The 20,418-nt window shown below is 58.4% G+C and carries 14 protein-coding genes; 11 read left to right on the forward strand and 3 right to left on the reverse strand.

The window, feature by feature from the left end; all coding sequences use genetic code 11:
• Positions 1–5 precede the first annotated feature (5 nt).
• Entirely contained in the window at positions 6–1,193 is a 1,188-nt protein-coding gene (locus tag GOV80_RS07260) for a 2-aminoethylphosphonate--pyruvate transaminase (protein ID WP_214646808.1), read from the reverse strand.
• Positions 1,194–1,311: 118 nt separating this feature from the next.
• Here GOV80_RS07260 and GOV80_RS07265 point away from each other — a divergent pair, with 118 nt between their 5' ends.
• The gene (locus tag GOV80_RS07265; RefSeq protein WP_170772229.1) at positions 1,312–2,190 is read left to right on the forward strand and encodes a LysR substrate-binding domain-containing protein; all 879 of its coding nucleotides are present in this window, start codon (positions 1,312–1,314) and stop codon (positions 2,188–2,190) included.
• Positions 2,191–2,258: 68 nt separating this feature from the next.
• Here GOV80_RS07265 and GOV80_RS07270 read toward each other — a convergent pair whose 3' ends face one another.
• Together GOV80_RS07270 and GOV80_RS07275 are read right to left on the reverse strand one after the other, a co-directional pair.
• Positions 2,259–3,977 (reverse strand): M28 family peptidase, encoded by a 1,719-nt coding sequence (locus GOV80_RS07270; RefSeq protein ID WP_170783552.1) that lies wholly within the window; start codon positions 3,975–3,977, stop codon positions 2,259–2,261.
• Between the two features lie 144 nt (positions 3,978–4,121).
• Positions 4,122–4,910, reverse strand: a complete 789-nt coding sequence (locus GOV80_RS07275) for an IclR family transcriptional regulator domain-containing protein (RefSeq protein WP_170783554.1) — start codon at positions 4,908–4,910, stop codon at positions 4,122–4,124.
• Between the two features lie 207 nt (positions 4,911–5,117).
• Between GOV80_RS07275 and GOV80_RS07280 the strand changes: the two genes are divergently transcribed.
• The 10 genes from GOV80_RS07280 to GOV80_RS07325 all read left to right on the forward strand — a co-directional run bounded on the left by GOV80_RS07280 (position 5,118) and on the right by GOV80_RS07325 (position 20,406).
• Positions 5,118–6,773 carry an ABC transporter substrate-binding protein gene (locus GOV80_RS07280; RefSeq protein WP_237215695.1) on the forward strand — a complete coding sequence of 552 codons (1,656 nt, stop codon included), beginning with the start codon at positions 5,118–5,120 and terminating at the stop codon, positions 6,771–6,773.
• 84 nt (positions 6,774–6,857) lie between these two features.
• The gene (locus tag GOV80_RS07285; RefSeq protein WP_170772237.1) at positions 6,858–7,835 is read left to right on the forward strand and encodes an ABC transporter permease; all 978 of its coding nucleotides are present in this window, start codon (positions 6,858–6,860) and stop codon (positions 7,833–7,835) included.
• The gene (locus GOV80_RS07290) at positions 7,828–8,727 is read left to right on the forward strand and encodes an ABC transporter permease (RefSeq protein WP_170772239.1); all 900 of its coding nucleotides are present in this window, start codon (positions 7,828–7,830) and stop codon (positions 8,725–8,727) included. The genes GOV80_RS07285 and GOV80_RS07290 overlap by 8 nt, the downstream gene beginning before the upstream one ends.
• Positions 8,728–8,729: 2 nt before the next feature.
• The gene (locus GOV80_RS07295; protein ID WP_170783559.1) at positions 8,730–9,749 is read left to right on the forward strand and encodes an ABC transporter ATP-binding protein; all 1,020 of its coding nucleotides are present in this window, start codon (positions 8,730–8,732) and stop codon (positions 9,747–9,749) included.
• A complete protein-coding gene (locus GOV80_RS07300; RefSeq protein ID WP_170772243.1) occupies positions 9,746–10,723 on the forward strand; it encodes an ABC transporter ATP-binding protein in 978 nt (325 codons plus the stop codon). The genes GOV80_RS07295 and GOV80_RS07300 overlap by 4 nt, the downstream gene beginning before the upstream one ends.
• 73 nt (positions 10,724–10,796) lie before the next feature.
• Complete coding sequence (locus GOV80_RS07305; protein ID WP_237215697.1) at positions 10,797–12,608, forward strand: hydantoinase B/oxoprolinase family protein; 1,812 nt, start codon at positions 10,797–10,799, stop codon at positions 12,606–12,608.
• A complete protein-coding gene (locus GOV80_RS07310; RefSeq protein WP_170783563.1) occupies positions 12,595–14,640 on the forward strand; it encodes a hydantoinase/oxoprolinase family protein in 2,046 nt (681 codons plus the stop codon). The genes GOV80_RS07305 and GOV80_RS07310 overlap by 14 nt, the downstream gene beginning before the upstream one ends.
• Positions 14,637–16,001: a M20/M25/M40 family metallo-hydrolase gene (locus GOV80_RS07315; RefSeq protein WP_170783565.1), complete on the forward strand. Its 1,365-nt coding sequence runs from the start codon at positions 14,637–14,639 to the stop codon at positions 15,999–16,001. Before GOV80_RS07310 ends, GOV80_RS07315 begins: the two co-directional genes overlap by 4 nt.
• A 155-nt stretch (positions 16,002–16,156) precedes the next feature.
• Positions 16,157–17,632, forward strand: a complete 1,476-nt coding sequence (locus GOV80_RS07320) for a hypothetical protein (protein WP_170783567.1) — start codon at positions 16,157–16,159, stop codon at positions 17,630–17,632.
• Positions 17,633–17,655: 23 nt separating this feature from the next.
• Positions 17,656–20,406, forward strand: a complete 2,751-nt coding sequence (locus tag GOV80_RS07325; protein WP_170783569.1) for a hypothetical protein — start codon at positions 17,656–17,658, stop codon at positions 20,404–20,406.
• Positions 20,407–20,418: the final 12 nt, after the last annotated feature.

Genomic DNA, 20,418 nt, shown 5'->3' on the forward strand with positions numbered 1-20,418 from the left:
GTCTCTTATGCGGCCAGTTTGGCGCGTTCTTTCAGAGCCTGCGCCGGAGGTGTCGCGCTGGCGACCCCCATTTGGGTCAGACTGTCTTTGGCGGCGGCCACAACCTGCCGCATCACATGTTCATCCATCTGTCCGATGCAGCCGACGCGGAAACTGTCCACTACAGTCAGCTTGCCAGGATAGATGATAAAGCCCTTGCCCTTCATCAACTCATAGAAGCGGTCAAAAACGAACTTCTCGTCCGCAGGGCAAAAGAAAGTCACGATGATCGGGCTCAACCAACGGTTCTGCAACAGCGTCTCAAACCCCAATGCGCGCATACCCGCAACCATCGCATCGCGGTTGCGGCTATAGCGAGCGCCGCGCGCGGCAACACCACCTTCGGCTTCATGGGCTTTCAGCGCTTCCAAAAAAGCAGCAACCACATGGGTGGGCGGGGTAAATCGCCACTGGCCGGTCTTTTCCATATGCGCCCATTGCGCATGCACATCCAGCGATAGTGAGTGGCTATTGCCTTTGGCCGCCTCAAGCTCCTCCTTGCGGGCGATGACAAAGCCAAAACCCGGCACGCCTTCGATGCATTTATTGGCCGATGACACGACAGCTTCATACCTGATGTCGGAGGGCTTCAGCTCAATCGCGCCAAAAGCAGACATCGAGTCGATCAACAACTTGCGCCCCGCCGCGTAGACAGCTTCAGAGATTTCTTCGACCGGGTTCAAAATGCCGGAACTTGTTTCGCAGTGGATAGCAATCACGTGGGTTATCGCGGGGTCATGCGCCAGAATCTCGGCCACTTCCGCGCCGCGCGGCGGCAGGTAGTCGCCCTTGTCCAGCACCACATGTTCGCGCCCCAGATAGGCGAGCGTCTGCGCCGAACGCAGCCCATAAGCCCCATTCGCCAGCACCAGCGCTTTGCCTTCTTTCGGAATGAACGAGGCCAGCATCGCCTCGACCGCGAATGTGCCGCTGCCTTGCATGGGAACGCAGTCAAACGCATCCGCACCTTCGCCCAGCAGCGCCAGCAACCGACGACGCATTTCACGCGTCATGGCTCGGAAATCTTCATCCCAGCTTCCCCAATCCCGCAACATCGCCTGTTTCACCGCGTAAGAAGTGGTCAGCGGGCCGGGTGTCAGAAGATAGGGTTCGCCCATATTCGGCCTCGGGATCGCTGTGTCGTGTCCGGTCATATCAAGATCCTGCACCAGGTTTTCACGCCTGATTTGCAACGAGGTTTGCCATATGTAAAATTGCTATTATCAATCTATCCATAAATCTGGCTTATACATCGAGCTGCGGTGGTTCCTCGTGCGTTACAGTCAACTTCGTGCCTTTCATCATGTGGCCTTACACGGCGGGTTTTCCCGCGCGGCAGAAGCGCTGTTTCTGACCCAGCCCGCTGTCTCGGAACAGGTCCGACGGTTGGAACAGGACCATGACCTGCTTTTGTTTCAGCGTGATCGCAAGCAGGTGGTCTTGACCGCCGCAGGAGAGCGTCTGTTCCGGTTCACAAAGCAATATTTTGAGACCGAAGCGCAGATCGAAGATTTCCTGTCGGAATCTCGCGCAGCCATTGATGGAGAGTTGCGCATAATCGCCGACTCCGCGCATCACCTGACTGACTATCTGGGGCAGTTTCGGGCCGCGTACCCCAACATCACGATCACCGTCCGCAGTGGGAATACGAACGACGTTTTAGACGAATTGCGAGCCTATAATGCGGAAATCGGCATTGTTGGCAGCCCCTCCCCCGGAAAAGACATGACCTTGCTGGACCTTGGTTCAGCCCGGATCGTCGGATTTGCCGCACGCGAACGTGTCTCGGATGATCTGCTGTCTCTGTCGATGTCCGAATTGCAGAACCATCCTTTGGTCTTTCGCGAAAAAGGGTCCAAAACCCGTCAGAAACTGGAGGATGAAGCCCGGCGCGCCGGAATTACATTAAATCCCGCCATTGTCGCTGAAGGGCGCGAAGCCGTGCGCGAATTGGTCGCCTCGGGGGCAGGGATCGGGTTCGTTTCCCAGGCCGAATTTGGCCGGGATGATCGCATACGGCAGATCCCGCTAGAAGGGGTTGATCTGCAAATGGGAGAAAGCATGATTCATCTGACGCAGCGGGCAGATGTCCGTGTGATCCGCGCCTTCATGGAGTTTGTTGCACGCATCAGAAATGAAACTTCTGTGTGAATGAATGGCCGGGTTTTGCTACCCGACCACAGGAGTTGGTCTCAATTTCTGCGCCTGCAACCCCCGGGCTAGATGGCGCAGCGCGCGCGCGCGCGTCTCAGACCTGCGATCACGTGGTTCTGACCCCGTACCAGTTCTGTTCGTGAAAACCCCCAAAGGTCTTTGGATCGGGACGCTATCTTTGTTGCTTCTTCCAATCCGGGAAGGGGTGGAATGGTCAGGGCCGGATCATGCCGGAACCGGTCCGAGCGGTTGAAATTCAGCGGAACCAATATGCGGGCAAGGTCCTGAATAGCCGCGTTAGCCTTCGCCTGAGGGATATCTCCCTTGGCGGCGCGGTCGTAGAAGGTTTCCAATTCCGCCAGCAAATCGTCTGCGGCAGAGGCGGCATTTGACAGGTCGAACCCGTCCCCGGCCTGCTGCTGATAATCCGCGATCGTCGCCTGAAACTCCCGCGCTGTCGCACGCCAGTCCATCGGAAGAAGACCCGCATTTGCGTTGCGGAAAACGGCCAGCAGATAGACCTTGATGTCGCGCAACAGGATATCCTTGTTGGCGATCTCAAGCGTATCATTTTCGGTATGCCAGGCGATGTTCATACCGCACCCACCGACGGCGTAGTACCCCAGCTCTTCCCGATGCGCGTCGGTCATGGCCGAGGACAGCATAAGATAACTTGAAATCCCGATATCGTTGAAGGAATAGTCCCCGGCCCGATGCGGCCGTTCGGATTGCAGCGTTTTTCCGGCCACATCCTGAATAACCCCCGCCAGAAAATCATGCGCTTCGGACATGACCGAGACATGGATGAACTCGGTCGCCCACCGGCAGCCTGGGCTGTCACAATTCACCTGCGCCACGCAGTTTTCATCCAGATCCAGCGCGAACGTGTCCGAATACCAGGTCGATCCGGCGTACCGCCCGGTCGAATGTCCGGGCCACCAGCAGATCTTGACCGTGCGCCGCAATTTGTCCCGATTGGCCCACAGCACGCGCGCGACCTCGAGCATCGTCGCGTCGCCGGTGGCATTGTCGCCGACGCCCACATCCCAACTGTCCAGATGACCGTGCAGTAGCACATATTTCTCAGGCTCTTCTGTGCCGGAAATGGTGATTTCGGGCAGTTTTGAACGGAACCAGCCTTCCTCCATCTCGGTAAAGATCGTGGCATCACCCCCGGATTTCGCCAGCTCGATCAGGGCCTGCCCACTTTCCATATTCACCGCCGCCGCCGGAATGTTTGGCTTACGGTATAGGTCACTCACACTTGGGATGCCCCAGATCGTCGTGCAGATGCCCCAATGGATATCGACGCCGGGATTGATCGCAATCACCCCAACTGCGCCGCACCCTTCCATCAGCGAGATGATAGCCGGGCTGGCAAACCCTTCGGTCAGAACGATCTTGCCTCGAACACGGGCTTCCATTTCGGGCCCCGCTTCAAGCTGGCTTTCAAAGGCGTCCTCTTCATCCATATTGGTCGTGCCACGGATATAGACCAGAGGTCCGCTGAACCCGTTAGGCGCATTAGCGCTGAACGCAGGCGGTTTGGCCCGGTGAATCACGCCGCCCGCTTCGATGCGGGCCTGACCGGGTAGACTCAGGAACAGCTCGGGTTCATGTACCTTCACTTCTACGCCGTGTTTGGTCAGACGTTCCACCACCTCATCCATGCCGCGATTGACGTCATCGGGATGCTCGCGCTTGAAGGTCGAGAAGCTTTCTACAAGCGCCCAAGGCTCATCAATCGTAACCTGGTCCAGCAAGGCGGTTTCCTGAGGGGTCATAGGCTTCTCCAGTGTTTTATTGAGTGCAACGATGTAGCGTCTAATAAAACATATGCAGACAAAATGATTCCGCGCAAGGCCGGCTGCCCTAGCTCGGAAATTGCAAAAAATGGAAAGCACTCGACGCAAAAGCGAAGGTTTTTCTCAGCCCAATGTCAGCTTTTCTGAGATCTCATTGGCAGCAGCAATAGCTTTTTTGATGTAGCTCGCCCGACGCACTTCATCCAACCGGACCGAGGCCCCGGCGACTGAGATACCCGCGATGATTTCGCCCGCGCTGTTTTGAATCGGCGCGGCGATAGAAAAGGCCCCGTCATCCAGATCGTTGATCGCGACATTGTATCCGTTGGTCCGGATCAGCAGCAAAACCTCGCGCAGACGGTCGGGATCGGTGATGGTGTGCGGGCTGAATTGCTCCAACTCAGAGGAGAGAACACTGTCGCGGATACTAGGTTCTGCATAGGCCAGCAGCAGCATCGATGCTCCGCCCGCATGTAAAGGCCCGCGCCGCCCCGGCTGCGCAAAAAGCCTTATACTGTGCAATCCCTCACGCGTTGCGATCGCCACAGACGCGGTGGCTTCCCGTATCACTAGATTGACATTCTCACCCGTATCATCCCGTAGCGCGTCCATCACAGGGCGCGCCACTTGCAGCAAGGCGCCCTCGCGCCCGACCCGTTCGCCTAGCAGCGCGATACGGTATCCAAGCGAATAGATCGCACGTTCCTGGTCGCGCTGGACATAGCCGTCTTCCTCCAGTGTTTGCAGCAAGCGAAAGACGATCGACTTGGTCAGCCCCAACTGTTCAGACAGAGCCGTCGCGCCGATGCCGGGGGTTTCGGCCAAAGCCTCCATCACGCGCAAGGCACGGGCCACCGCGTCGATGCGATACGACTTTCGGTCTTTTCCAGCGTAGGAAGAATCTTGTGACACGCGCAGCCCTGACACTCTTGCTTTTAAACGAATCTATGTTTTACTGAATGAACAATAGCAAACACGTTTCATTGAGTAAAACAATAATATCACCTTGCAAGACGGTGGTAATCGTGAAGCGGATATTGCGCATAAGGCGGCACCACAACGACCGCCATGATGAAAACAGCCCGCGCGCATCGTGGGCGAACCAACGGGAGAACGACATTGAAGACTCTTGTTACGGCTGCTGCCGGACTTGCCGTCGGAGCATCGCTCTGGGCCGCAAGTGCCAGCGCGCAGGACCAAATCCGCACGATTGAGCTTTTGACACGGCCACAAGCCGCGCAACCGGCCGAGTTTCAGGCCATCCAGCTGATTGCCCAGGAATGGCGCAAGCTGGGGCTGGATGTGAATGTGAATGTCATGCCCTGGTCGCAAATGGCCGATGCGGTCTGGTATAACCGCGAAGACTGGGATGTGACGGCCTGGCAAATGGCCGGACGGCCCGAGCGGTCCGACCCCGATGAAATCATCTATAACCTGTTCCATTCTTCAACCGCCGAGAACGGGTATAACTTCATCGGCTACAAGAACCCCGAATATGACGCACTGGTCGAAGAACAGCGCGTGACGGTCGACCCTGAAGCGCGGCAGAAACTGGTGCTGAAAGCGCAGGAAATTCTGGACGCCGATCAGCCAAATATGATGCTGGTGCATCCTCAGCAGGCCTTTGCCTTTGACAAGACCGTGTTTGACCCTGCCTCGGTGGTGGATCAGTCGGGTATCGGCATTCGCAGCTATTGGACGTGGCTGGGTCTGACGCCTACGGGCGATCAGAAGGATATCATCGTCAACAGCTCGGACAACGTGATTGCGGTGAACCCGCTTTATATCTCGGGCGTGACCGATAATTGGCTGACGGAACTGATCTATGACCGTCTTTTCCGTGTGGGTCCCGATGGCCTGCCGCAGCCGTGGGCAGCGGAAAGCTATGACTGGCGCGATGATACAACCATTGCTGTCACCCTGCGCGATGGCCTGACATTCCACGACGGCAAGCCCGTCACAGTTGACGATGTGGTCTTTTCATACGCGGCAACCACCGGCGGCGAGGCGCCGATGTATGCGCCCTTTGGCAGCAATGTCGCCAGTGTCGATGTCGAGGGCGACAACACAATCGTGTTCACACTGAATACGCCTTCAGCCTCGTTCCTGACGTCCAGCCTGGCCAAGATCAACATCATCCCGAAACATGTGTGGGAACCCATTCTGGCCGATCTGTCCACGAAGGATGAGAATGCGGAAAGCTATCAGGAGGATACCCCTATTGGCTCGGGCGCGTACAAGTTTGTGCGCTGGCTGCCGAATGAGGAAATCGTGCTTGAGGCCAATGCCGATCACTTCAACGCCCCCAAGGCCGAGCGTTTCATCCTGCGTCTGGTTCCGAACGCCGAAGCCGCGTTGGGGATGTTGCGGTCGGGTGAGCTGAACTTCCTCACTGATTTCCAGGGCGATCCGCAAGTGCTGCTGGATGCCGCCGAGCAGGATGGCGACCTCGAGGTCGTCTCGACGGTCGATATCGGCTTCCGCTACGTGGCCTTCAACCTGCGCCGTCCGCCGTTCAATGACCCGGCCTTCCGTCGTGCGTTGTCGGCTGCGGTCGACCGTCGCTTGATCGTAAACGCGGCCTTCAAGAAATTCGCCGTTCCATCCAACTCTGTCGTCTCCCCGGCGTTGGAATACTGGCACGCCGAAGATGTCGTGACCGGGTTCGAAGCCGGTAGCGACGTAGCCAAGTCTATCCTGCAAGAGGCCGGCTATGGCGGCGTCGGGGATCGGCTGACCTATCCCGACGGAGTTAAGGAAACACTCGCGGACTGATCTCCGTCGGGCTGGCGCGGCGGGCAACCGCCGCGCCATTCTTCCCACTACAAACCAACCCTCCGGGGCGCTTTCAGGACAGAGATGAGCACTCTCAAGCCTTTCCTAATACGTACGCTGCAATTGATGCTCGTCCTCTGGGCGGTCGTGACGATCCTGTTCCTGATGTTCCGTCTAATGCCCGGCAATCCGCTGGCCGCCTATATTGATCCGACCTTCACGGCCGAACAGCAAGAGGCGCTGATCCGGCAATTTGGCCTCGATAAACCCTTGTGGCAACAGTATTTTACCTATCTGGGCAATCTGTTGCAGGGTGAGCTTGGCTATTCCTTCCGCTATCGCACACCTGTGGCCGAACGGATCATGCTGTTGCTGCCCAATACGCTGATCCTGACATTCTCATCCCTGATCGTGGCTTACACATTCGGCATCCTCGCCGGGGCATGGCTGGCTTGGAAGCGCAATTCACGGTTCGAGGCTGCTGCCTTACCCGCCGTTCTGGCCACCCGTGCTATGCCTGAGTTCTGGCTGGGCATGGTGCTACTGGCGATTTTTTCCTTCTCGCTGGGCTGGTTCCCCGCTGGCGGCACGCGGTCAGCCGGCACCAGTTATGACAGCCTGTGGCAGCTTTATACCTCGGCCAATTTCCTTTCGCATCTGTTCCTGCCGATGATGACACTGGCGATTTACTCGCAAGGACTGCCGTTGCTGCTGATGCGGTCGAACATGCTGGATGTGATGAAAGAGGATTTCGTCACCATGGCCAAGATCAAGGGGCTGTCGCCCTCGGCTGTGGTGATCCGGCACGGCGCGCGAAACGCTTTGCTGCCAGTGATGACCTCGTTCGCCATCGCGGTGGGCTATCAGCTTCAGGGCAACGTGGTGGTCGAAAGCGTGTTTTCCTGGCCCGGTCTGGGGCGAGAGCTGGTGAACGCGGTCGCCGCCTCGGATTATCCGCTGGCGCAAGGGGCATTTTTGATGATCGCCATCGTGGTCATCACGATGAACCTGATTGCGGATCTTCTCTATACTTTCCTGGACCCGAGGATTTCCCATGCCTGATACCAGCGTCAAGGCAACCTCCTCAGGTATTGCGCGCATATTCGAGGCGATCAAGCTGCCAGTTGGCGACCCGTTCGCGTTGGCAGGTCTGATCATCTATGCGCTGTTCATTTTCACGGCCATCGCTGCGCCTCTGATTGCACCTTACGACCCGACCGAGATCCTTTATACCGAGGACTACGACCTCGCCTCGGACCTGTTGCCGGGGGAAGAGGGGCATATTCTAGGCACCACATCCCTTGGCCGCGATATCTTTTCCCAGATCGTCTGGGGGGCCAGATCAGCCTTGTTGGTGGGGTTCACGGCGGCGTTCATGGTGGCGTTCATCGGCTCGGTCGTGGGATTGCTGGCAGGGTATTTCGGAGGCCGTGTCGACGCCTTTCTAATGCGACTGGCCGATGTGGCCTTCGGCATCCCGTTCCTGCCCTTCGTCATCGTGATCTCGGCCTTTTCCGAGCCGTCGATATGGAACACGGTCATCGCCATGGCGTTGGTGCTATGGCGCGACACGGGCCGGGTGATCCGATCGCAGGTCCTGTCCCTGCGCTCGCGCGGATATGTCGAGGCGGCGCGTGTTGTCGGGTCTTCCGATCTGAAGATCATCCTGCGCCACATCACCCCGAATATCCTGCCGCTGAGCTTTTTGTATGGCTCGATCGCCATTGGCTGGGCCATCCTGACCGAGGCATCAATCAGCTTCCTAGGTTTCGGCGATCCGGATGCGATTAGCTGGGGTTTCATGCTGCAGGACGCCTTTGCGAGTCAGGCGTTGGCGCGGCAAGCTTATCACTGGTTCATCCCGCCGGGGCTGGCGATCATCCTTGTGGTCAGTGCCGGTTTCTTCATCTCGCGTGGGTATGAAAACCTGCTGTTTCCGAAGCTGGGGCGCTGACAATGGCTGACACGCTTCTTTCCATCCAAGACCTGTCGATTGCCTATCAGGTGGGCGCACTGGATGTGGTCGCGGTCAGTGAGGCGTCTTTCGACGTCCCGCAAGGCGCCATCGTCGGTTTGGTAGGGGAATCAGGTTGCGGCAAGACCACCATGGCCCGAGCCTTGACCCGCGTGATTGCCGACAATGCGCGTATTGCCGCCGGCGCGATGCAGTTCGCCGGACAAGACCTTGCCGCGATGTCCGAGCGTGAAATGAACAACCTGCGCTGGCGCGATATTTCGTTCATTCCACAATCGGCGATGAACTCGCTCGATCCCGTCTATCGCGTAGAATATCAGATCTTGGAGGTGCTGCGCGACCGAGGCGGGATGAGCAAGCAACAAGCCCGCGCGCGTGCCGTCGAATTGTTTGAGATGGTGGGGATTGATCCGGGTCGCCTCCGCGATTTCCCGCATCAATTCTCGGGCGGCATGCGGCAACGCGCGGCGATTGCGCTGGCGCTGGCGCTGAACCCGAAACTGGTCGTGGCGGATGAGCCGGTTACAGCGTTAGACGTCATCATTCAGCGCCAGATTCTGGACCAGTTGCGCAGCCTGCAACGCGACCTTGGCTTGTCTGTCATCATGGTGACGCATGATATCTCGGTCGTGGCCTATATCTGCGACCGCACGGTGGTGATGTACGCGGGCAAGGTCGTTGAAAACTGCGACACCGCGACCCTGCTGAATGAACCGCTGCACCCCTACACGATGGGGCTGAAAAACGCGTTTCCCGATCTGCAATCCGCCGGAACCGGTGTTCTGACCCCTATCGCGGGCAGCCCGCCGGACCTGATTGATCCGCCCAAAGGCTGCCGCTTTGCCCCGCGCTGCCCCTTCGCCACCGAACTGTGTCGCAGCACTGAGCCACCGCTGACTGAAGCCGCCGCCGACCATCACGTCGCCTGCCATCGTGCCGATGAGGCCGCCACCTTGCGCGAAGTGGCGCAGGACCCTGCGACATGGGGGACCGCCGCATGACACAACCGATGATCCAGATGGAAAACGCGCAGTTGCACTACAAGATCGGCAACGCGATCTCAGCGATGATGGGGCTGCCCTCAACCGTGAAGGCAGTGGATGGCGTGACGCTGACCCTGAACAAGGGCGAAAGCGTCGGTCTGCTGGGCGAATCCGGCTGCGGAAAAACCTCGATGGGTCGCATCCTTGTGCGGTTGGAGGAGGTGACGGGTGGCTCGGCCCGGTTTGACGGGCAAGAGATCAAGGATCTGTCGGGCGATGAGCTGCGCTCCTTCCGCAGCCGGTCGCAGATGATTTTCCAGAACCCGTTCGATGCGGTGAACCCGCGCTATTCCATCCGAAAGACGCTGGAAGAACCGCTGGCCAACGCCCGCATTCCGCGTGACGAATGGCATACCCGCGTCATCGACGCGCTGGAGTTGGTCGGGCTGGGCGATCCGAAACAGTTTCTGGAGCGGTATCCCCATCAACTCTCCGGCGGGCAGTTGCAGCGCGTCGTCATGGCCCGCGCGCTGATCCTTCAGCCGGAATTCGTGGTCGCGGATGAACCTGTCTCGATGCTGGACGTATCGGTGCGGGCGGGCGTGTTGAACGTGTTCCGCGATGTGCGCGACCGGCTGGGGCTGACGGCGATCTATATCAGCCACGATCTGGCGCTGGTGCGCTATGTCTGTGACCGCACCATCGTCATGTATCTGGGCCGGATCATGGAAGACGGCCCGACCGAGGACATCGTGCATGCCCCACTGCACCCTTACAGTCAGGCGCTGGTCGCGGCGGTGCCTACGCCCCATGTGGACCAAAGCCACGATCCCCTGCCCATAGGCAGCGGTGCCCCGGACCCGCGAAATCCGCCTTCGGGCTGCGTGTTCCGCGACCGCTGCCCCCGCGCGCAAACCCGATGCGCCGACGAAGTCCCGATGCCTCGCCCCATAGGAACGCGCCGCGTCGCGTGTCACTTCGCTGAAGAATGACAGGGGCAGCCACATATACGCGCACGGTTTACGTCACCGTGCCTTTTCTCAGCTCACCAGATGGGAGATGATCATGAACAAGCCCTCAACGCTTAGAACAGCAGCGCTGTGCGATCCGGTCTCGCTCGAAATCATCCGCGGGGCCATTGCCGCCGCGCAATCCGAGATGGAGGCGCTGATCGAGCGCACGGCCATTTCCGCCTTTATCCGCGAAAAGAAGGATTTCTATACGGCGCTGTTTGACGGCAATGGCACGATGGCCGTGGGGTCGATGGTGCCGATCTTTGGCGACATGACCCGACCCGTGTTGGAAAAATTCCCGATTGAGACGATGCAGGACGGCGACGTCTACTGGTACAATGACTGCTACGGCTCATACGGCGCGATTTCCCATTCCAACGATCAGGTCCTGCTGGCCCCGGTGTTTCGTGAGGGCCGTGTCTGCGCTTTTGTCATGAGCTGGGCGCATTTCGCCGATATAGGCGGCTTGCGTCCCGGCTCGATCAGCCCTGATGCCACCGACATCTTTCAGGAAGGCGTCATGATCCCCGTGACCAAGATGGTCGAGGCGGGCCGCGTCAATCAGGCTGTGCTGGATATCTTCCACCGCAATTCCCGCTATCCAGAGCAGAGCGAAGGCGACATGCGCGCGCTCATGGCCAGTGTCGAACTTGGCGTGCGCCGAGTGGGTGAAATCCTCGACCGGTTCGGGCCGGACGTGACCGAAGACGCGTTGGCGCAGTTGCTGGAACGCACGCGAAATCTGGTGCGGGACAAGATGGCCGAGACTTTCGACTACGGCACCTATTCCTTCACCGACGCGATTGACACAGATGGGCACGGCAACGGTCCATTCCACATGCGCTTCTCGCTAACTCGCGCAAAGGGCGCAGATGGTACGGATCATTTCACTTTCGACGCCCGCGACAGTGACGATCAGGCCCCCGGCCCGATCAACTACCTGATGAACAACGGCGTGCCCGGTATGGCACTGGGTCTGTTTTATCTGGGGGGTGATCCCAGTCAGGTCTGCAATGCAGGGGGGCCCAATGCGCTGGACGAGGTCCTATTTCGCAAGGGCAGCTTTCTGCAACCAGAATACCCCGCCCCACTGGGTCTGCGCGGCCTGACCGCGATGCGGATGATATCGGCCATGTGCGGGCTGTTGAACGCGGGCGGTGGTGAAGCCCCGGCGGCGAACTCGGCCTATGTGGTCAACATCATGCGCGGGAAGTACCGCACCAAGGATGGGACGCTGGAACCCTACTTGTTGGCGGATGGGATCGGCGTTGGCTATGGCGCACGGTCCACGGCGGACGGAATAGATGCGGTCTATTTCGTGGCGCAGGAAAACTATCCGGTCGAGTTTCTGGAAGCGGGCTATCCCGTGACCATGCGCAGCTATGGCATCGTTACGGATTCCGGCGGAGCGGGTCGGTATCGCGGCGGGTGCGGGATCGTCCGCGAATATGAAATTCTGGCCGAAGAAACCATGGTCGCCATCCGTATCGACAGCGTTCAGAACCCGCCATGGGGCATTCACGGCGGCAAATCTGGTCGCCATGGCATCGCCATCGTGAACCCGGGCACGCCGCAAGAGGTGCGCCTTGATCCGCTGTCGGATGGTAACATGCTCAAACGCGGCGACATCCTGCGGATCGAGACCGGGGGCGGTGGTGGCTACGGCCATCCCTATGACCGGCCCGCAGAGACCGTGTTGCAGGATGTTCTAAGCGGCTTTGTCACCGCTGATGCCGCCCGGTCCGAATATGGTGTGGTTGTCGCGAGCGACACGCTGGACGTGCAAGCCACGCAGACCCTGCGCACCAACAGGCCCGAAACCCGCCGCTTTTACCGACAGGAGTATGTCGATGCCCTCGTCTGATATGTTCTTTGACCCGTCCTTTGCCGTGGCCGTTGATATAGGCGGGACTTTCACGGATATCTCGTTGCTTGACCGCAGCTCTGGCGCGGTGTGGCGGGCCAAGACCGCCTCGGTGCCCAGTGATCCGTCGCAGGCGTTTATGACCGGCGTGAACATGGTGTTGGAGGATGCGGGGATTAGCGCCGCCGACCTGTCGCGCGTTCTGCACGGTACCACCGTTGCCACGAACATGATCCTCGAAGGCAAAGGCGCGCGCACTGCCCTTGTGACGACCCGCGGATTCCGCCACGTGCTTGAGATCGGGCGACAAGACATCCCGCGCCACGCCAATCTGTTCACTTGGGTCAAACCGGCAAGGCCCGTTCCGGCAGACCGCATTCATGAGGTCGATGAACGGATCGGCACCGGCGGTCATGTGGTCGAAAAACTGGACGAAAGTAGCGTGACCGCGCTGGTGGACAGCCTGCGCGCCCAGCAGGTCGAGGCCATCGCCATCTGCCTGTTGCACGCCTATGCCAATCCCGCCCACGAAAAACGCGTGGCCGAGCTGTTGCGCGCGGCGCTGCCGGATGTAGCCATCACTTGCTCTACGGATGTTCTGCCTGTGGTGCGCGAATTCGAACGCTCTCTGGCCACCGTCTTGAACGCAAATGTGATGCCGGGGGTATCAACCTATATCTCACGTCTGGAAAACCGGCTGGCCGAAGCGCAGGCGAGCTCGCCTCTGTTGCTGATGCAATCCAATGGCGGTGTCGCGGGGACCGGAGCGATCCGCACGGCACCTGCTTTAACCGCACTGTCTGGCCCGGCCGCAGGCGTGGTGGGCGCGGTCGATGCGGCGGCGGCGTGCGGGATTAAGGATGTCATCACTGTGGATATCGGCGGCACATCTGCCGATATCTGCCTGATCCGCGACGGGCAGATCAACCTGACCCAACAGGGCAAAGTGGGTGAATGGCCTTTGTCCCTGCCGATGGTGGATATGGTGACAATCGGCGCCGGGGGCGGGTCTATCGCTGCGGTGACGCATAACACCCTGTCGGTCGGGCCGAACTCAGCCGGGGCGCGTCCCGGACCGGCGGCCTATGGGCATGGCGGGGCCGAAGCCACCGTCACCGACGCGCATGTCACTTTGGGCACCCTGCCCCATGCCCTGCTGGGCGGCGCGATGTCTTTGAATGTTACGGCCGCCAAAGACGTCGTCACCGACAATGTCGCCCGCCCGCTTGGCCTGACACCGGAAGAGGCTGCGCAGGGCATTCTGGCCATCATGAACAACAACATGGTGGGCGCGGTTCGCACCGTTTCCGTCGAGCGCGGCCATGACCCGCGCGACTTCACCCTTGTTCCCTTTGGCGGGGCTGGCCCGCTGCATGGTTGTGCTTTGGCCGATTTACTGGGGATCAACCAAGTAATGATCCCCGCCGCGCCTGGGCTACTTTGTGCCGCAGGGTTGTTGGCCGCCGACATGAAGGCCGAATTCACCCGGGCGTTGCCTAAGCCTGGCCCGGTCGATCAGGATTTGGGAGACAGCATCGTGGCGGAATTGACGCAAGATGCCTCTGATTGGATGGATCACGAAGGCATTGCGCCCGAGCAGAGGGCGCTTAAGGCCCGCGCCCTACTGCGCTTTCACGGACAGGGTGGGGAAATCGCGATCGATTGGGCCGAAACACCTAACGATACGGAAACCCGGTTCCGCGAGGCGCACAGGTCTCTGTACGGCTTCGTTTTGGATGCTCCGATTGAGCTGGTCACATTGCGGATCGAGGCCGTCGGCAAGACCGCTCCGGTGCAAACTCCGACGTTGGACAAGACTGACCAGCCCGCACCCTTGCAGATGCAACAGGTCTATTGGCCAACCGGGCTGGCCGAGACGCCAATCTATGACCGCGCAGCGCTTGGGGCTGAGGCCACAATCACCGGACCGGCAATCCTGACCCAGTTGGACACCACCGCCTTGATCGCACCCGGGTGGGCCGCGACGGTCCACCCATCGGGCGCTCTATTTCTTATGAAAGACACAGAATGACCCAAGCCCTTTTCGACCATATCGACACGCAGGCCGACAGTTTCATCGCGCGGGTGATGGATTATGTGCGCCACCCGTCGATCTCGGCCCATGACATTGGCATACGCGAGGTCGCGACCATGCTGGTCGGGTTTCTCTCCGATCTTGGGTTCGATGCTGGTTTGGTCGAAACACCGGGACATCCCTTCGTGCTAGGCCACGCCACCGTTGATCCCGAAAAGCCCACCGTGCTGCTGTACGGTCATTATGACGTACAACCCCCTGACCCCCTGGACCAGTGGGTCAGCCCGCCCTTCGAGCCAACGCTGCGGGATGGCCGCATCTGGGCCCGCGGGATTGGCGACAACAAGGGGCAGCACTTCGCGCAGCTTCTGGCGATTGAGACGCATCTGGCCGTGAACGGCACCCTGCCCTGCAACGTCATCTTCCTGCTGGAGGGTGAAGAAGAGATCGGTTCACCCCAAATCGCCGAGTTCGTGCAACAGAACGCGGATCGACTACAAGCCGACCTAGTTGTTACCTCGGATGGGCCTCTGCATGAAAGCGGCGCGCCCGTGATTACCTTTGGCGTGCGCGGCGTGGCCTCGTTCGATCTGGTGGCCAAAGGGGCGGCGCGAGATGTGCACTCCGGCAATTACGGCGGCGTGGTGCCCAACCCGATCTGGACGCTGGTTCACTTGTTGGCCACGATGAAAGACGCCGACGGCAACATCACGGTTGAGGGCCTGACCGAACCGGTGATCCCGCCAACCAATCTGGAACGCGACGCCGTGGCTCGCCTGCCTGACGACGAAAAGGCGGTGATGGAAGATCTGGCACTGGATCAGATGGACGATCCGCTCGAGCGCCCCTATTGGGACCGGCTGATGTTCCACCCGACGCTGACCATCAATGGCCTGCATGGCGGCTATGGCGGACCCGGCAGCAAGACGGTTCTACCGAATGAGGCATTTGCCAAATGCGACGTGCGTCTGGTTGAGCCGCTGACGCCAAATTACGTTTTCGAGCGGATCGAGGCTCATGTCGCCAGACATGCCCCGAACGTTCAGGTGGTGCGCCACAACGGGATGCTGCCGTCGAAGACACCCTTGGACAGCCCATATGCCAAACCACTGCGCGACGCGATTGTCGCGGCCCGCGGGGTCGAGCCTCTGATCTATCCCACGGTAGGGGGATCCCTGCCAGATTATGTCTTTACAAAATTATTAGGCAAGGACGCCTTCGTTATTCCTTATGCCAACGCAGACGAGGCTAACCACGCACCAAATGAGAATTTGGAGATTGTCAGATTTCTGGATGGAATTAAAACCGGCGCTGCCGTTTTGGACGCGTTGGGGCGGATAAACACTCCAAAGGCATAGACTAAACACAAAAGAAACCAAAAATTCGTTGAGTTTTGCGCGCAAAGATTTCAAATTTGTGCGAAGTTATAAGTGTGATCGTTACCAAGTGCTGTCGCAAATCTTGTTTACCGCCAGCACCGTCGCGTTTTCTTGCGCTCGGGGGAGGCATAGAGATGGCATTGGACAAGACAGTAGTAAAAGACCTCAAAGGTCATATTGCGGCGGCCCGAAAACGGGATCTCAATTTCGCTATTTGCTTGGGGAAGAAATCTGACACTACCGTTTTCCTGCTGGACCGCATCAAGGCCCCAGACCTGTTGGGCCGAAACGCGAAAAAGGCCGGAGAAACTCCCAAGGTCGCCTTTGGAACCTGTAACGCTGACGGCAATACGCTAAACTTGACCCTTCTTTCCGATGAATTGGGCGGGCTGTCCAAAAAGACCCGCGCCTTTCTGACTTTGGCCAAGCTGCCCATGAAAGTGTGTATCCTGGATGCTCAGGGAAACCTGATCGAACAGGATGGCGAAGATGCGGATGCCGAGGGCGATACCGCGGAAACCCAAGCTCCCGACCCGCTTCAAGCGAAATGGGAACAGCTGAAATCGACCGTTGAACCCAAAATACTGCAATTCCTCAAGACCTCGACTGGCGATGTATCCAAGATTAGAGCCGCTTGGACCTATGCGGTGCGGATCGGCGATGAAGAGACCGACTATGCCGGGGCGATCAAGGTCGCCAAACGGGTGATTCAGTCGATGACCGCTGCAGACCAGCAACCCGAGGAAGCGCCTGCACCTATCGATCTGAACGAAAAGAAATGGCAAATCGGCTCGGCCAAGTTTGAGCCCGTTCTGAAAAAAGCGATCGATGCAGGCCGGATCGACGGCGGCAAAGCCAACGCGGCCTGGGTCAAGGCGGTGGCCGAAGCGGATGCGCGCAATTTTGAGATGGCGTTGAAAATTCTCAAAGCTCTGTCCGGCCAGATTCAAGCGGGGAGTACTGCGGAGCCCGAAACCCGGCAGACTGACGCTCTGGCAGGCAAGCAGAAATACGAACAGGAGCGCGCCCGGATTGCACCGATGCTGGCGGCGGCCCTGAAACGGGATGCGGCACAGTTCGCAAAGCCCAAAAAGATATATACGCAAGCGGTCACGCGGGCCGAGGCCGGTGACTACCCTATTGCGCTGAAAGCGCTGGCGATGATCGAACAGGAATTGGCAGGCGCTGATGCGACCCCCGCAGGTCTTGACCCCGGTCCGCTTGGTCGGGAAGCGGCCAAACGCGTGCGCGATATCTGGGATGCGGCTTGCACTCAGGCCAATGGTCAGATCGAAGCCTTGCGGAAAGAGCTGGCGGGTTTCCCAGACCCAAATTGCCAGATTCTGGCCGATAACGGCCTGACCGGATTTTCCGACAATCTTTATACCCGGTTGAATGCGGCCTTTCTGGGCCTTGACGCCGCGAATGAGGACAAGCTGCCCAACGCCAAGGCCGAAGCGCAGAGCATTTTTGACGAAATGGGCCAGTTCCTGAACACGAACGAGGCCATTCAGATCATGGATGGAAATGATCTGAACGTATCGATGACTTTGGCCGAAACGCTGGGTGGGGCGGTCGAACAGATGAAACAGGCCTTGAGCACCAGTTAAAAGGTCCGTTGGGGGGAAAGCAAATGCCTGAAGGCGCAGAAGTTCAGGAACTGGACGACACTGTAGATCCGAAAAAAGCCGAACGGGCGCGCGATTTTGCCGCCAAGTTGATGGCAGCCCTAAAACTGAAATCCGTAGTGGTGCCCGACCGGCCCGATGGGACGTCCATCGAAGAGAAAATCAGTCAGGCGGCAGCTCAGCTTTATGGTATGACCGAAGAGGGTGCCGATCTTGATGAGTTCGACCCCGAGCTGTTCACTTTTACAGATCGGGAACTAGAGAAGTTCGAGCTGTCCTCGCAGGAGGTCAAGCTGCTGAGAGCATGGCGGCATCCGATTGATTTCCGTGACCACCAAAAAGACAAGAAACTGCGCGACAAGAAAGTTGCGGCGCTCAAGGCCTCGATTGACCTGAAACTCAAGACCGTGCGGGGCGATCTGGCCGATCTGCAAGACCAAAAGGCCGAAAAGGGCGATCAGGACAGCGATCACGACAAGCTCGCCCGCCGGGGGCAGCGCGTGCTGAAACGGGCCGCGAAAGTGGCCGAGAAACTGTGCGCCGATGGGGATTATTCCAAAGCTCAGGCGGTTCTGAATGGTTTGCTGTACCTTGAGACGCTCGAAAAATTGGCCCTGTCCGAAAACCAAGCCGCCGATACCCCGAAAGGCGAGATTTTGGGGAATGAGGATCAGGATCTGGAACAGGCGGTCGCGAGCCGGAAATCGACCGAAGAACTGGCCGACGAAGCCGACGCCAACCGGCTGGATAGCCTGGCGCGCGAGGTGGTCGATACCACCCGGCATATGAGGGACATGCGTATCACCGCAAGCAACATGCGCAAGAAATACGCGTCAAGATACAAGGACAAAAAGAACAAACCCTTCGAGGCGCTGGCCAAGTTCAACGACACCATGCCCAACTATGTGCACCTGCCCAAACTTGACGAGGCCAAGGACCATTTCGAGGAGGATGTCGACAAGATCCTGGCATGGCAGAAAAAGGTGGTAAAAGAAGTCGCTGCCGGTGAAAAACTGCTGGCAGCCTTTTTCAAGGAATGCGCCGAGTTTCATGAGAAAAAGCTGGCCAAATATCTGGCCATCTCGGATCATGAGATCAAACAGGAAGGCGCGGATGCCACGGGCCACGGCGAATTGCAGACCCGCCGCTCGATTCCGTTGATCCGACGCGGTCTGACCGGATTGCCGCAAGAAGTGCTGCGTCCGCTGGCCGCAAATCTTGAGGTCATGCAGTTGATTGCGGGGTCCGAAGAACTGGGCCGCGCCGATCTGGAGCTGTTGGAAACCTTCGAACAAGAGATGGCCGCCGAACTGAAAGTTCTGGAGGATAATGTCGATGACTATGTCGAATATGAAAAATGCGCCCAGCGGTGGCAGACCCTACTGGATAAGGGCGTTCTGAAATACACCGAGGCCCTGAAACAGCATTATCAGGACAAGTTTGATGACGCGAATGAAAAGGTCAAAGACCCTGCAAACCTGCCCGAGTGCCTCAAAACCCTGAATTATTTTGAAAAGCACCTGAGTGCTCAGGTCGATACGGCGGAAGATCATCGCAAGCTTTACAAGGATTTTGAAAGCCGCTTCAAATCCGCCCAAAAGGACAAGACCAAGGCTTATGTCAAACAATTCAAGGAAACGTTGAAGGCTTTTGCGAAAAAACTGGATAGCAGTGGCAAGGGCGGCAAGGTCGACGGCCTTAAAATCGACGCGAGCATGCTGAAGTCCCTTGAGGCCGCCGCCGACCGCAAAGACTATGTGGGAACCTTCGATGTCGAGTTTTCCAGAATTTGGGGCATGGTCGAAATCGGCGATCACACTACCTACGAATACGATGCCAATCCCGAGTTGAACAAGCTTGTCGCCCGAATTGATCGCCAGATCAATTTGCTGAGCCAGGCAGAAAAGGCCTTCAAGGGACTTTCGGACAAGAGCACCGCCTCGGATCTGGTTGCCGCGATAAAGGGACATGGCAGTACCGCCTTCAAAGAGGCGCTTCAGGACCTGCACTCGTCAGGCGATCAAAACGAAAAGGCCGAAAAAGCCAAGGCACGCTACAAACAGGCGCGGGACCAATTCTCCAATCTTATCGACACCGAAAAGAAACACCTCAAAGGGGCGGTGCTGGACAGTTTCAAGAGCAATGAGACCTTGCTGAAAGCGCTGAAAAGCCGCGCGAAATCTGCCGTCACGGTCGAGGATTGGGACGAGCTGCGCGACGAAGCGAAACGTTTGATGGACGAGGCGCGCGAGTTTGCTGATGCAAATGTGACGCTGGACCTGAAAGGCAAACCGCCCGCTGAGAAGTTCGAGATGATCCTGAACAGATTGATCGACAGCTTGAGGCCCTATTTCAAAGGAATAGACGAGTTTTACGGCAAACACGTCAAGCCTGTTTCCATCAAGGCAAGCGATGCGGATGACGCGGATGAAACGGCTCGAAAGGTTGTGGCCTTGATCGACAACAACGAAAAATCGATCAAATCCGTCGCCGAACAGGTTAGCTTGAAGATGGAACTGGCAGGTGAATGTCGAGATCTGATTAAAAGCGCCAAGGATGCGGAAATGCCCGAACTGATTGCGCTGCGCGAACAGGCCTTTGCCATGATCCGCCGCAACAGGCGGTTTCTGGACGAAAGCAAGATCGGCGGGCTTTACAAGACCAACCCGTTTGACGGCGGGCGCCCGGTGCGCAGGTTCCTCTACTTCCTCGAAAAAACCGAAGCCGACCTTCTGGCCGAAGTCAAACAGTCGTAACCGGGGACAAAG

Source organism: Ruegeria lacuscaerulensis, from assembly GCF_013034685.1.
Taxonomy (GTDB): domain Bacteria; phylum Pseudomonadota; class Alphaproteobacteria; order Rhodobacterales; family Rhodobacteraceae; genus Ruegeria; species Ruegeria lacuscaerulensis_B.